This window comes from Streptomyces antibioticus, from assembly GCF_002019855.1.
GTDB classification, from domain to species: Bacteria; Actinomycetota; Actinomycetes; order Streptomycetales; family Streptomycetaceae; genus Streptomyces; species Streptomyces antibioticus_B.
This window is the reverse complement of sequence record NZ_CM007717.1, coordinates 2,250,264-2,263,517: the sequence shown is the minus strand read 5'-3', so window position 1 is coordinate 2,263,517 and position 13,254 is coordinate 2,250,264. Positions and strand designations below refer to the sequence as shown.

12 protein-coding genes are annotated in these 13,254 nt (G+C 71.7%); 8 read left to right on the top strand and 4 right to left on the bottom strand.

The window, feature by feature from the left end; genetic code table 11:
• The first annotated feature begins 5 nt into the window (after positions 1-5).
• The 5 genes from tpiA (at position 6) to AFM16_RS10110 (ending at position 4,479) form a co-directional block, all read left to right on the top strand.
• Positions 6-782, top strand: coding sequence for a triose-phosphate isomerase (gene tpiA / locus AFM16_RS10130; RefSeq protein WP_078633096.1), 777 nt, complete (start codon positions 6-8; stop codon positions 780-782).
• A gap of 107 nt (positions 783-889) precedes the next feature.
• The gene (gene secG / locus AFM16_RS10125) at positions 890-1,126 is read left to right on the top strand and encodes a preprotein translocase subunit SecG (protein WP_107419058.1); all 237 of its coding nucleotides are present in this window, start codon (positions 890-892) and stop codon (positions 1,124-1,126) included.
• 210 nt (positions 1,127-1,336) lie between these two features.
• Positions 1,337-1,672: an RNA polymerase-binding protein RbpA gene (locus AFM16_RS10120; RefSeq protein ID WP_003957010.1), complete on the top strand. Its 336-nt coding sequence runs from the start codon at positions 1,337-1,339 to the stop codon at positions 1,670-1,672.
• Between the two features lie 266 nt (positions 1,673-1,938).
• On the top strand, positions 1,939-3,591 hold the full coding sequence (pgi, locus tag AFM16_RS10115) for a glucose-6-phosphate isomerase (RefSeq protein WP_078633094.1): 1,653 nt from the start codon (positions 1,939-1,941) through the stop codon (positions 3,589-3,591).
• A 57-nt stretch (positions 3,592-3,648) separates the two neighbouring features.
• Positions 3,649-4,479: a hypothetical protein gene (locus AFM16_RS10110; RefSeq protein ID WP_078633093.1), complete on the top strand. Its 831-nt coding sequence runs from the start codon at positions 3,649-3,651 to the stop codon at positions 4,477-4,479.
• Positions 4,480-4,829: 350 nt separating this feature from the next.
• On the opposite strand, the gene AFM16_RS10105 is transcribed toward AFM16_RS10110, so the two are convergent.
• Genes AFM16_RS10105 through AFM16_RS10090 form a run of 4 tightly spaced genes read right to left on the bottom strand, consistent with a single transcriptional unit; the run spans position 4,830 to position 8,662 of the window.
• Positions 4,830-7,133 carry an ABC transporter permease gene (locus tag AFM16_RS10105; RefSeq protein ID WP_078633092.1) on the bottom strand — a complete coding sequence of 768 codons (2,304 nt, stop codon included), beginning with the start codon at positions 7,131-7,133 and terminating at the stop codon, positions 4,830-4,832.
• A 5-nt stretch (positions 7,134-7,138) separates the two neighbouring features.
• A complete protein-coding gene (locus tag AFM16_RS10100) occupies positions 7,139-7,351 on the bottom strand; it encodes a hypothetical protein (protein ID WP_030791310.1) in 213 nt (70 codons plus the stop codon).
• Between the two features lies 1 nt (position 7,352).
• Complete coding sequence (locus AFM16_RS10095; RefSeq protein ID WP_078633091.1) at positions 7,353-8,150, bottom strand: ABC transporter ATP-binding protein; 798 nt, start codon at positions 8,148-8,150, stop codon at positions 7,353-7,355.
• Complete coding sequence (locus tag AFM16_RS10090; RefSeq protein WP_030791304.1) at positions 8,147-8,662, bottom strand: PadR family transcriptional regulator; 516 nt, start codon at positions 8,660-8,662, stop codon at positions 8,147-8,149. The genes AFM16_RS10095 and AFM16_RS10090 overlap by 4 nt, the downstream gene beginning before the upstream one ends.
• Positions 8,663-8,787: 125 nt before the next feature.
• Here AFM16_RS10090 and AFM16_RS10085 point away from each other — a divergent pair, with 125 nt between their 5' ends.
• The 3 genes from AFM16_RS10085 to AFM16_RS10075 all read left to right on the top strand — a co-directional run bounded on the left by AFM16_RS10085 (position 8,788) and on the right by AFM16_RS10075 (position 13,253).
• Positions 8,788-10,065 carry an ABC transporter substrate-binding protein gene (locus tag AFM16_RS10085; protein WP_030791301.1) on the top strand — a complete coding sequence of 426 codons (1,278 nt, stop codon included), beginning with the start codon at positions 8,788-8,790 and terminating at the stop codon, positions 10,063-10,065.
• 156 nt (positions 10,066-10,221) lie between these two features.
• Positions 10,222-11,886 (top strand): glycoside hydrolase family 13 protein, encoded by a 1,665-nt coding sequence (locus AFM16_RS10080; protein WP_175523774.1) that lies wholly within the window; start codon positions 10,222-10,224, stop codon positions 11,884-11,886.
• Positions 11,887-11,924: 38 nt separating this feature from the next.
• Positions 11,925-13,253, top strand: a complete 1,329-nt coding sequence (locus AFM16_RS10075) for an ABC transporter substrate-binding protein (protein WP_078633089.1) — start codon at positions 11,925-11,927, stop codon at positions 13,251-13,253.
• Position 13,254: the final 1 nt, after the last annotated feature.

Sequence of the window (13,254 nt, the reverse complement as noted above, 5' to 3'; positions counted from 1 at the left end):
CCTCAATGACCACCCGTACGCCGCTGATGGCGGGCAACTGGAAGATGAACCTCAACCACCTCGAGGCCATCGCCCACACCCAGAAGCTCGCCTTCGCCCTGTCCGACAAGGACTACGAGGCCGTCGAGGTCGCCGTCCTGCCGCCCTTCACCGACCTGCGCTCCGTGCAGACCCTGGTCGAGGGCGACAAGCTGGCCATCAAGTACGGCGCCCAGGACCTCTCGGCCCATGAGTCCGGCGCCTACACCGGCGAGATCTCCGGCGCGATGCTGGCCAAGCTGAAGTGCACCTACGTGGCCGTCGGCCACTCCGAGCGCCGCCAGTACCACGGCGAGACCGACGAACTGGTCAACGCCAAGGTCAAGGCCGCCTACAAGCACGGCATCACCCCGATCCTGTGCGTCGGCGAGGAACTGGACGTCCGCGAGGCCGGCAACCACGTCGCGCACACCCTCGCCCAGGTCGAGGGCGGCCTCAAGGACCTCCCGGCCGAGCAGGCCGAGACCGTCGTGATCGCCTACGAGCCCGTGTGGGCCATCGGCACCGGCAAGGTCTGCGGCGCCGCCGACGCCCAGGAGGTCTGCGCCGCGATCCGGGGCAAGATCGCCGAGCTGTACTCGCAGGAGCTGGCCGACAAGGTCCGCATCCAGTACGGCGGCTCCGTCAAGGCCGGCAACGTCGCGGAGATCATGGCGCAGGCCGACATCGACGGCGCGCTGGTGGGCGGCGCCTCGCTGGACGCCGAGGAGTTCGTCAGGATCGTGCGCTTCCGCGATCAGTGATCCGGGCCGCGAGTATGCGGTAGGCCCGATCCGTCGTACCCTTGCGGGGGCACAGCCCTGGAGCTGTGCCCCCGTCGTTATCCGAATCCGAGGAAGTTGGTCCAGCCGTGGTTTTGGGGTTCTCGATCGCCCTGATCGTCTTCAGCCTGCTGCTGATGCTGCTGGTGCTGATGCACAAGGGGAAGGGCGGCGGTCTCTCCGACATGTTCGGTGGCGGCATGCAGTCGTCCGTCGGCGGCTCCTCGGTCGCCGAGCGCAACCTCGACCGCATCACCGTGGTGATCGGTCTGCTCTGGTTCGCGTGCATCGTCGTCCTCGGCATCCTGATGAAGACGAACAACTGATCAGCCTCTCACAGGCACGCACAATCCGTACGTAAGGCCCCATGTTCGGTACGCGCAGCGGAGCGCGGCCTATCATGGGGCTTGCGTCTAGGTGCGGGAGCTGTAACTCCAATCACTGGACGCGCGTTGGGCCTTACGTAGACTGAGGCGCTCGCGGCGAAGCGAAACGTCGACTCGCTTCGCGGCACCATCACGCAGGGAGTTACGACCGTGGCAAGTGGCAACGCGATCCGAGGAAGCCGGGTCGGGGCGGGGCCGATGGGCGAGGCCGAGCGGGGCGAGTCCGCGCCCCGTCTGCGCATCTCCTTCTGGTGCTCCAACGGGCACGAGACGCAGCCCAGCTTCGCCAGCGACGCGCAGGTTCCCGACACCTGGGACTGCCCGCGCTGCGGCTTCCCTGCCGGCCAGGACCGGGACAACCCCCCGGACCCGCCGCGCACCGAGCCCTACAAGACCCATCTCGCCTATGTGCGCGAGCGCCGCAGCGACGCGGACGGCGAGGCGATCCTCGCCGAGGCGCTCGCCAAACTGCGGGGCGAGATCTAGGAACCGAGACCGGCCGGGAGCCCCGAGGCGCCCGGCCGGAGCCGTCTCAGCCGTCTCATGCGCACGTCTTCTTGCCGATCGCTCTTGCCGATCGCTCTTTCCGATCGCCGCCGCGCTGATACCCGCGCCCCGCCGGAACGTACTTGTAGTCGCACCGCGCGACCGCGCCACAACAGGTCACTCAACACACTGATCAACTAGGTTGGGACCGGCAGCGGGGCAGGTACACAGCAGGACAGGCGCACGAAAGAAGGCTGAAGTCCGACATGAACGCAGACGTCCGTACGAGGCTCAACCAGACACCCGAGTGGACCGCTCTGGCCAAGCACCGCGAGGAACTCGGCGAGGTGCGGTTGCGCGAACTGTTCGCCGCCGAACCCGGGCGCGGCAGCGGATACACGGTGCGGGTCGGCGACCTGCACATCGACTACTCCAAGCACCTCGTCACCGACGAGACGCTGCGGCTGCTGCGTGAGCTGGCCGCCGCCACCGACGTCTTCGGCCTCCGGGACGCCATGTTCCGCGGCGAGAAGATCAACACCACCGAGGACCGCGCGGTCCTGCACACCGCCCTGCGCGCCCCGCGCGACGCGGTGATCGAGGTCGACGGCGAGAACGTGGTCCCCGCGGTGCACGCCGTCCTCGACAAGATGGCCGGCTTCGCCGACCGGGTCCGCTCCGGCGCCTGGACCGGACACACCGGCAAGCGCATCAAGAACGTCGTCAACATCGGCATCGGCGGCTCCGACCTCGGCCCCGCCATGGCCTACGAGGTGCTGCGCAGCTTCACCGACCGCGACCTCACGGTCCGCTTCGTGTCGAACGTCGACGGCGCCGACCTGCACGAGGCGGTCCGGGACCTGGACCCGGCCGAGACGCTGTTCATCATCGCGTCCAAGACCTTCACGACCATCGAGACGATCACCAACGCCACCTCGGCCCGCTCCTGGCTGCTGGACGCCCTCGGCGACGAGGCGGCCGTCGCGAAGCACTTCGTGGCCCTGTCGACCAACGCCGAGAAGGTCGCCGACTTCGGCATCGACACGGCCAACATGTTCGAGTTCTGGGACTGGGTCGGCGGCCGCTACTCCTACGACTCGGCGATCGGCCTCTCCCTGATGATCGCCATCGGCCCCGACCGCTTCCGCGAGATGCTGGACGGCTTCCGGACCGTCGACGAGCACTTCCGCACCGCTCCTGCCGAGTCCAACGTCCCGCTGCTGCTGGGCCTGCTGGGCATCTGGTACGGCAACTTCTTCGACGCGCAGTCGCACGCGGTGCTGCCGTACTCGCACTACCTGTCCAAGTTCGCCGCCTATCTCCAGCAGCTCGACATGGAGTCCAACGGCAAGTCGGTCGGCCGGGACGGCCAGGAGGTCGACTGGCAGACCGGGCCGATCGTCTGGGGCACGCCGGGCACCAACGGGCAGCACGCGTACTACCAGTTGATCCACCAGGGCACGAAGCTGATCCCGGCGGACTTCATCGGCTTCGCCCGGCCGGTGCCCGAGCTGAGCGGTGAACTCGCGGCGCAGCACGACCTGTTGATGGCGAACTTCTTCGCCCAGACGCAGGCGCTGGCCTTCGGCAAGACGCCCGACGAGGTCCGTGCCGAGGGGGTTCCGGAGGAGCTGGTCGCCCACAAGACCTTCAAGGGCGACCACCCGACCACGACCGTCCTGGCCCGTGAGCTGACCCCGTCGGTCCTCGGCCAGCTCATCGCCCTCTACGAGCACAAGGTGTTCGTCCAGGGCGCGGTGTGGAACATCGACTCCTTCGACCAGTGGGGCGTGGAACTCGGCAAGGTCCTCGCCAAGCGGATCGAGCCCGCCCTGACCGAGGGCGCCGAGGTGCCCGGCCTGGACACCTCCACCGAGGCGCTGGTGGCCACCTACCGGGAACTCCGCGGCCGGAAGTGAGCGCGTTCTTGTAGACTCCCGGGCGATCATCGAGAAGATCGCTCGGGGGAGCTCAAGGTGACACGTACGCACAGGAGTTGGACCGACGGCACGCTCACCGCCCGGTCGTTCCTGAAGCCCCATCAGGTGGCCAGGGCGGTGTTCCATCCGACGTGGATCCCGCACTCGCTGGACCCGACCGTGGACCAGCTCAAGCGGATCCGGGTCATCGCCGGGGCGGTCGCCGCCCTGGGCGTCTACTCGTTCGTCCAGGGCGGGTTCGCCTTCGAGGAGATGCTGGACAACGCGGCGACCGCCTCCGCCGTCCTGTTCTTCCTCACACCGGTCACGGTGGGCGTGATGCTCTTCGTCTGGCGGCGCGGCGGCACCGTACGGCAGTTGAAGGTGCCCCTGCTCAACTCCCTGAAGCTGCTGCTGGTGTTCATCGGCTCGGTCTTCACGACCGTGATGCTGTTCTCCGTCGGCGCCACGTTCGGCATGCTCCCGCAGCTCCTCCTCGGCCTGGCGGGCCTGTGGATGGCGGTCTTCGTGATGGCCGGGGCGTTCCGGCTCACCGGCAACTTCTTCGGCACGGCCGCCGTGCACCGCTGTCTGCCGCCGCTCCTCGCCACCGTGACGACCTGGCTGATGGCCCTGCCCGACCTGATCACCGGCGACCTGCACGGCCTGAGCCTCACCCTGGGCATCGTGTTCATCCTGGGCGCGCCGGTCACGGTCACGGCGATCTCCCTGCTGGAGACCCGCCGCCTCAAGCACCGCTACGGCATCCGCCTGACGGCCCACCCGGCGACCCTGCCCCCGCAGTTCCCCGCCCCTCCGCCGTACCCGCCGGCCACCCCCTACCACCGGGGCAACCCGTACGCCCCACGCCCGAACCCGTACGCCTAGGTCCGCCTTTCGGATCTGGTCGGCTCCGAGCGACGGCACGTCTCGGCGGGCCCGAGCGGGGTCTGATGCGCGCATCCGCAAGGCGGAGGACGGCGGCAACGCCTCTGGGGTCCCCCTCTGGGAGCGGGCGGGACAGGCCCTGCGGCCCCGGCAAGACCTGAAGGAGAGGCCCAGCCCTACGGCGCTCAGGTCACCGCGCCCCGAGGCGTCGGCCGCGTGCCGGCAGGCCGTGCGGGGTGTGGGCAGGGGCGGCCGGCGCGGCCGCTCCGGGTGTTGCCGTCGGGGCGGGCCGTGTCGGCCGTGGTGAGGGGCCGGGCGTTCGGGTCCAGCGGCGCTCAGGTCACCGGCACTCAGGTCACCGCGCTCAGGGTGTCCGCCAGGCGGCGGCGGGCCGCTCGGGCTGCTGGGAGGGCTGCGAGGGCGGCCGCTCCTGTCACCGCGGCCAGGGCGAACAGGGTCAGCAGGGCCGGGGACGGCACCGTCGCGATGCCGGCGCCGATGCCGCTCGACGCTCCCTGGGCGTCGATCAGCCAGCGGGCCAGGGGTGCCCCCAGCACGGTGGCGATCAGGGCCGCGGCCAGGGCGGTGCCGGCGGTCGCGGTCACGGTGATCGCGGTGATCTGGCGTGGGGAGAGTCCCACGGCCTTCAGGGCGAGCAGGTCCCGCTCGCCTTCGCGGACCGTGCCGCCGATCGCCGTCAGCAGCTCGATGAGGCCGATGAGGGCCAGGACCACGATCAGCCCGGCCACCACCGCGCGCAGCGGCGAGAGCCCGTCCGCCGGGTTGGTCACGGTGTGCACGTCCAGATGCCCCTGCCCGGCGGCGGTCAGCCGGGCGGCGACCTCGCCGGGGTCGGCGCCCGGCTCCAGCCGGACCTGGTAGAGGGTGGGGGCCAGCTCCGGGTCGTTCTCGCGCAGGGTGTCCAGCGAGGTGGAGATGACCCGGCCGGCGTTCTCCGGTTCGATGCTGCGGCCCACGATGTGCAGGATCTGCGGCTGGTCGCCGACGGTCATGCGCACCCAGTCGCCGACCCGCACGTCCAGCAGGTCGAGGAGCCCCTGTCCGGCCACCGCCTCGTCCTCGGCGCGGGCCGGGCGGCCCTCGGCCAGGGTGTACGGGTACGGGTCGCCGTCGACCCCGAGGCCGCGCAGCGCGATCGTCGCCGTCTGGCCGGGGACCAGGGCCGCCAGCTCGACGCCGGGGTGGGCGGCGACGACCTGCGGGTCGCGTTCCAGCAGGGCGCGGGCGTCCCGGTCGGCGAGCCCGGAGTCCGCGTGGACGGTGAGGGCCGCCGGGAGGCCGATCCGCTCGGGGCTGCGGTGGAAGCGGTCGATGGTGGTCCAGGCGCTCATCGCCACCACGATCAGCAGCAGCGGAAGCGCGAGCCGGGTGATCGTGGCGAGCGACCGCAGCCGCCGGGTGGAGGTCCGATGCCAGCCGAGCACCAGCGCGGGCGGCACCCGGGCCGCGAGCGCCCACCGCGCGGCACCGGACAGCGGACCCGCCGCACCGGGCGTTCGCGGCCGGGGTCCCGCCGCAGGCCGGGGTACCGGCACCGGGGGCACCCGCCCGGCCCGCCAGGCCGCGAGTCCGGTGGTCGCCCCGATGAACAGCACGGCCGCGACCGGTACCGCGACCAGCGCCGTCGTATGGCCGGGCAGTCCCTGCCACACGCCGATCGCGTCTCCGAGCCTGCCCGGGATCCGGCTGCCCAGCAGTTGCGCGAGGGTGGCGGCGGCCGCCGCGCCCAGCAGGGCGTAGGCGATGTGCTGGAGCAGGAAGACGCGGACCACCTGGCCGGGCGTGAAACCGATCGCCTTCAGCACCGAGATGTCCCGCAGATGGCCCCGGATCCGGGTGCCGATCGCCCCGTGCACGGCGAGCCCCGCGGCCACCAGCGCGCCGATCCCGAACAGCCCGAGCACCTGTCCCAGCAGCCGGTTGTCGCCCTGTGCCTCGGCCCGCGCCTGCTGCCAGGTGGAGACCTCGCTGACCGCGCCCGAGCCCAGCAGGGTGACGGCCCGCTGGACGGCGTAGTCGGTGTCGTCGGGGTCGGTCAGCCGCAGCCCGATCACCTGGCCGCCCGGGTCGGGGACGGCGGACGGCAGCGCCCAGACCAGGCCCGGCTGCTCGCCCGGCCGGTAGCGCGGCTCGGCGCTGTCGGCGACGCCGAGCACGGTCAGGGAGCGGCCGGTGCCGGGCAGGGTGAGCGTGTCGCCGGGGCCGGCCAGCAGGGCGCGGGCGAGACGGCTCTCCAGGACCACCCCGTCCGGGGCGGAGGCGTCCAGCCAGCGCCCGGAGGTGAGCAGCGGCCGGTCGACGGCGGGCCGTTCGGCGGTGCCGCGCAGTTCGACGGAGGCCCGGGTGCCGCGGGAGGCGAGGGCGGCGGAGGCGGTGGGGTAGGGGCCGGCGACGTACTCGACGCCGTCGAGCGAGGCCAGCTTTCCGGCGGGTGCGGAGGGGGCGGTGTGCAGCCAGACATGGGCGCCGCGCGCCTGGGTGAAGACGCGCTGCCAGGGGTTGGTGGCGTAGCCGAAGAGCGCCGTGGCCAGGAGCAGCGAGGCCACGATGCCGGCCGTGGCGAGCACCAGGAACAGCGCCTCGCCGCGGTGCGTGCGCAGATCGGAGTGGGCCCAGCGCAGGGTGGCTCGCACGGGCCTCAGCCTCTCGGCCGGCAGGGGAGCCGACCACCGTCGGCCACCAGCACGTGGGCCAGCCGCTCCGCCATCCGCACGTGGGCCACCCGCGCCGCCATCCGCAGGTGGGCCGCCCGCACGTCGGCCCCCCGCTCCGCCACCCGCACGTCGGCCATCCGCCCGGAGGCCCCCCGCACGTCGGCCACCCGCCCGGAGGCCACCCGCATGTAGGTCATCTCAGTCCCTCAGCTCCAGCACGCCGGATATCCCGGTGCCGCGCGCCGGTGTGCCGTCCAGAGCGGCGTCGTCGGCGATCCGGCCGTCGAAGAAGCTGATCACCCGGTCCGCGGCGCTCGCCAGCCGGGCGTCATGGGTGACCAGCACGATCGTCTGGCCGCGCTGGTGGAAGCGGGACAGCAGCCGCATCACCTCACGGGTGCCCTTGCTGTCCAGGCTGCCCGCGGGTTCGTCGGCCAGCAGCAGTGGCGGGTGGTTGACCAGCGCGCGGGCCAGCGCGACCCGCTGCTGCTCACCGCCGGACAGCTCGCCCGGCATGCTGCGCTCCTTGCCCGCGAGGCCCAGCTCGGCCAGCAGGTCCTCGCGCTCGGCGCGGGCCCGGCGCGGCGGCACCCCGGCGAGCAGGGCGGGCAGCTCGACGTTGTCGGCGACCGACAGGTTCGACACCAGGTTGAAGAACTGGAAGACGATCCCGATGCGCTTCCTGCGCTCCACGGCCCAGCGCGCCTCGCTGTACCCGTCCGTGCGGCGGCCGTCCAGCCAGAGGCTCCCGGCGTCCGGCCGCTGCAGCCCGCCCAGCAGATGCAGCAGGGTCGACTTGCCGGCGCCGGACGGGCCGGTGACGGCGACGAACTCGCCCTGCCGTACGCACAGGTCGACCCCGCGCACGGCGTGTGCGGGCGCGCCCTCGCCGTGGTGCGTCTTGACGAGCCCCTCGGCGCGCAGCAGGGGCGGGGTGCCGGTGTCCGGCCGGGGAGGCTCCGCGGCGCGCGGCCGCGGGGCGGTACGGTCGCTCACTCCAGCTCCTCCAGCTCTTCCTGGCACCGTTCCAGCCAGTCGAGGTCGGCCTGGAGGTGCAGCATCGCGCCCTCTATCAGCAGATGGGCGATGCGGTTGTCGCGGTTCTCGGCGGCGGCCAGCTTCGACAGACTGCGCATGGTGGTCAGGTACTGCCGCCGTTGCTTGTTGATGAGGGCGATCTGGTCCGCGAGTCCGGTGCGCGGGGCGAGGGCCAGTTTCATGAAGAACTCGTCCCGCACCCGTGGCTCGTCCTCGGGCTCCTCGAACCAGGCGCTCAGTGCCGTACGCCCGGCGTCGGTGAGGTGGTAGACCTTTTTGTTGGGCCGGCCGGCCTGCTCGACGTCCTCGCCCTCGATCAGTCCCGACTTCTCCAGACGGCCGAGGGTCACATAGATCTGGCCGACGTTCGGCTGAGGGTACGCGGAGCCCAGCATCTGCTCAAGGTCCTGCTTGAGTTCGTAGCCGTGGGCCGGGCCGCGTGCCAGCAGGGCCAGGAGGGGCAGCCGCACTCGTGCTCTCCTCCTCGCATCCTGGGTAATGTGCCGCGGGCCCTAGTATCGCGCATACCTAACGGGTATACATGGCCTCTGACTCCGGACGACGACGCCCGGCGCCGGTGTACAGGGAGGAACCTATGCGGTGGATACACGCCGCGGGTAGGGGCCTTCTCGTTCTGGTCGTGGTCATGACCGGCTACATAGCCTCCGGCGCCCGTGCCGACGACGGTCCGGCGGGCGGCCGCGGACCCCTGACCCTGGCCACCGCGGGGGACCTCACCGGCTATCTCGGCCCGCTCCTGGAGGGCTGGAACCGCGCCCACCCCGACGAACGGGTCACCCTCGTCGAGCTGCCGGACTCCGCCGACGAGACCCACGCCCAGATGATCACCGATCTGCGGGCCGACGGCGGCCGCTTCGACCTCCTCAACATCGATGTGAGCTGGACCTCGGAGTTCGCCGCGGCGGGCTGGATCAGACCCCTGCCGCGCGACCGCTTCCCGCTGGAGACCTTCCTGCCGCCGGTCGTCGGCACGGCGACCTACGACGGCCGGCTGTACGCCGTCCCGTACGTCACCAACGCCGGGCTGCTCCTCTACCGCAAGGACGTCCTCGCCCGCGAGGGCGTCCCGCCGCCGCGCACCTGGGCCGAGCTGGAGCGGCTCGCGAAGACCGTCGCGCCGAAGTACGGACTCGACGGCTACGCCGGTCAGTTCCTGCCGTACGAGGGCCTCACCGTCAACGCGGCGGAGGCCGTGTACTCGGCGGGCGGCACGATCCTCGGCGACGAGGGCGAACGCGTCACGGTGAACTCCACGGCCGCCCGCGAGGGCATCGACTTCCTCGCCCGCGGGGTGCGCGAGGGCTGGATCCCGCGCCGGGCGCTCACCTTCAAGGAGGAGGAGTCCAAACAGGCGTTCCAGGACGGCCGGCTGCTCTTCCTGCGCAACTGGCCCTACGCGTACGCCGTCGCGTCGGCGCCCGGATCGCCCGTCGCCGGAAAGATCGGCGCCGTACCGCTGCCGGGTCCGGACGGGCCCGGGACCAGTGTGCTCGGCGGCTCCAACCTGGCCGTCAGCACCCATGCCCGGCACCCGGACTCCGCCGCGCGGCTGATCGCGTATCTGACCAGCGAGCCCGTGCAGCGCCAGGTCCTCACCCGGGGCGCGCTGCCGCCCGTGCGCGCCGCGCTGTACGAGGATCCCGCGCTGGTGCGGGCGTTCCCGTATCTGCCGACCCTGCGCGCCAGTGTGCTGGCGGCCGCCCCGCGCCCCAAGAGCCCCTGCTACGACCAGGTCAGCCTGGTCGTGCAGGCCGTGGTGCGCGACGCGATGGCCGGGCACGGGACGTCCGCCGCGGCGGTGCGGCGGCTGGCGCGTGAGCTGGACGTCCTCGCCGACTGCCAGGGCCGCTGACCGCGGGCCGCCAGCCCTGTCCTAGTTACATGTTAGGTAACGCCGGGATCTCTTCCCGGCGTTTTTTGATGCGTTAAGTACCGATATAAAAGGCCAACTCCGCAGTAGCTTCCGTACTTTTCATTGACACCCTCGCGACACCGCTACCTAACATGCATGCATAACGGTTGCCCTCCGCAGAGACAGGTCAATGGGTTGAACAGGCATCACTGGTGGCGCGACGCGGTGATCTACCAGGTCTACGTGCGCAGCTTCCTGGACAGCACCGGGGACGGCGTCGGCGATCTCGCCGGGGTCAGGGCCGGGCTGCCGTACCTGCGGAAGCTGGGCGTCGACGGGATCTGGCTGAGCCCCTTCTACCCCTCGCCGCAGCACGACCACGGCTACGACGTCGCCGACTACCGCGACGTCGACCCGCTCTTCGGCGACCTCGCCGAGTTCGACCTGCTGATGACGGCCGCCCGCCGGCTCGGCATCAAGGTCCTCCTGGACATCGTCCCCAACCACTGCTCCAGCGAGCACCCCTGGTTCCGCGAGGCACTGGCCGCCGGACCCGGCAGCGCCGCCCGCGCCCGCTTCCACTTCGCCGACGGCCGCGGCCCCGACGGCGCCGAACCGCCCAACAACTGGCACGCCATGTTCGGCGGACCGGCCTGGAGCCGGGTCACCGAGGCGGACGGCCGGCCCGGCCAGTGGTACCTGCACATGTTCACGCCCCAGCAGCCCGACTGGAACTGGCGCACCCCCGAGGTCGCCGACGAGTTCGACGGCATCCTGCGCTTCTGGCTCGACCGGGGCGTCGACGGCTTCCGCATCGACGTCGCCGCCGGCCTCTACAAGCACCCGGAACTGCCCGACTCCGACGACCCCGAGGCCGACGCCCGCACCCGCGACTCCGTCAACCCGCTCGCCTGGAACCAGCCCGAGGTGCACGACGTGTGGCGGCACTGGCGGTCGGTGTGCGAGGAGTACACGGCCCGCGACGGCCGCGACCGCCTCCTGGTCGGCGAGGTCTCCGTGCCCACGGCCCGCGAACACGCCCGCTACGTCCGCCCCGACGAACTCCACCAGGCGTTCTTCTTCGACCTGCTCGGCGCCCCCTGGAACGCCGACGCCTTCCGCAAGGTCGTCTCCGAGGCCATGCAGGACATCGCGGGCACCGGCTCCACCGTCACCTGGGTCCTCAACAACCACGACCAGATCCGCACCGTCACCCGCTACGGCGAACCCGCCGAAGGCAGTGTCGGCGCCGCCCGCGCCCGCGCCGCCGCCCTGCTGATGCTGGCGCTGCCCGGGGCCGCCTACATCTACCAGGGCGAGGAGCTGGGGCTTCCCGAGGTCCTCGATCTGCCCGACGACGTGCTCACCGACCCGATCTTCCACCGCACCGGACGCCGCGACCGGGTCCGGGACGGCTGCCGGGTGCCGCTGCCCTGGTCGGGCCAGGCGTCGCCGTTCGGCTTCACCTCCGGCGCGGGGGCCGCCGCGCCCTGGCTGCCGCAGCCCGAGTACTTCGCCGAGTACGCCACCGACCGCGCCCTCGCCGACACCCGCTCCTTCTGGCACCTCTACCGCGAGGGACTCCAACTGCGCTCCGCCCTCGACCAGTTGGGCGAGGGCACCCTGCGCTGGCTGGACACCCCGCCCGGCGTCCTCGCCTTCGTGCGCGGCGACGACCTCGTCTGCGCCGTCAACTTCGGTACGGCGCCCACCCCCGCGCCCGTCCCCGGCACCCCGCTGCTGTCCAGCGGCCCGTGCCCGCCCGGTGTGCTGCCCGGCTCGACCGCCGCCTGGTGGACCGACGACCGGCACACCCCCTGAACCTCCGTCAACTCCCCATCCCCGAAGGGACATCAACGATGATGCGACGACGTACCGCCCTGCTCTCCGGCTGCACCGCCCTCGTCATGGCGCTCGGCGCGACCGCCTGCGGCGACAGCGACCCGGTCTCCGCCGGCGGCGGCGACAAGAGCCTCGACGGCCAGACCGTCACCGTGGCCGGCGTATGGTCCGGCAGCGAGCAGAAGAACTTCCAGAAGGTCCTCGACGCGTTCTCCGAGAAGACCGGCGCCGACACCCGTTTCGTGTCGACCGGCGACAACGTCTCCACCGTCGTCGGCAGCAAGATCGAGGGCGGCAACGCCCCCGACGTGGTGATGGTCCCGCAGGTCGGCGTGCTCCAGCAGTTCGCGGAGCAGGGCTGGCTCAAGCCGCTGTCCGCCGGCACCGAGAAGGCTGTCGACGCGGGCTACGCACCCGTGTGGAAGACGTACGGCAGCGTCGACGGCACCCTCTACGGCCTCTACTTCAAGGCCGCCCACAAGTCCACCGTCTGGTACAGCCCCGACGCCCTCGCCCAGGCCGGGGTCGAGCCGCCGAAGACCTTCGACGAGCTGCTCCAGGCCGGCCGCACCGTCTCCGACTCGGGCCTCGCCGCGTTCTCGGTGGCCGGACAGGACGGCTGGACCCTCACCGACTGGTTCGAGAACGTCTACCTCTCCCAGGCCGGACCCGAGAAGTACGACGCCCTCGCCGCGCACGAACTCAAGTGGACCGACGCCTCCGTGGTCGACGCGCTCACCACTCTCGGCAAGGTCTTCTCCGACGACCAGCTCACCGCGGGCGGCGCGAAGGGCGCCCTCAACACCGACTTCCCCGGCTCCGTGGAGAAGGTGTTCGGACCGAAGCCCGAGGCCGGCATGGTCTACGAGGGCGACTTCGTCGCCGGTGTCGCCAAGGACCAGTTCGGCAAGGCGATCGGCGAGGACGCCGACTTCTTCCCCTTCCCGCCGGTCGGCAGCGGCGTGGCACCCGTGGTCAGCGGCGGTGACGCCGCCGTCGTCCTCAAGGACGGCAAGAACGCCGACGCCGGCATGAAGCTGCTGGAGTACCTGGCCACCCCCGAGGCCGCCGCCGTGTGGGCCGAGGCCGGCGGCTTCCTCTCCCCGAACAAGAAGCTCGACCTCGCCTCCTACGGCGACGACGTCACCCGCGCGACCGCCAAGTCCCTCGTCGAGGCCGGGGACTCGGTCCGCTTCGACATGTCCGACCAGGCCCCGGCGGCCTTCGGCGGCACCAAGGGCGCCGGCGAGTGGAAGATCCTCCAGGACTTCCTGCGCGACCCGTCCGACCCGAAGGCCACCGCCGCCCGCCTGGAGGCCGCGGCCGCCAAGGCCTACAAGGGCTGAC

Bases quoted from the DNA above. Each gene is read 5' to 3' on its own strand.
- AFM16_RS10100 (WP_030791310.1), bottom strand. From the start codon at position 7,351: ATGACCTACATGCGGGTGGCCTCCGGGCGGGTGGCCGACGTGCGGGGG.
- AFM16_RS10080 (WP_175523774.1), top strand. From the start codon at position 10,222: ATGCATAACGGTTGCCCTCCGCAGAGACAGGTCAATGGGTTGAACAGG.
- AFM16_RS10075 (WP_078633089.1), top strand. From the start codon at position 11,925: ATGATGCGACGACGTACCGCCCTGCTCTCCGGCTGCACCGCCCTCGTC.
- tpiA (WP_078633096.1), top strand. From the start codon at position 6: ATGACCACCCGTACGCCGCTGATGGCGGGCAACTGGAAGATGAACCTC.
- pgi (WP_078633094.1), top strand. From the start codon at position 1,939: ATGAACGCAGACGTCCGTACGAGGCTCAACCAGACACCCGAGTGGACC.
- AFM16_RS10085 (WP_030791301.1), top strand. From the start codon at position 8,788: ATGCGGTGGATACACGCCGCGGGTAGGGGCCTTCTCGTTCTGGTCGTG.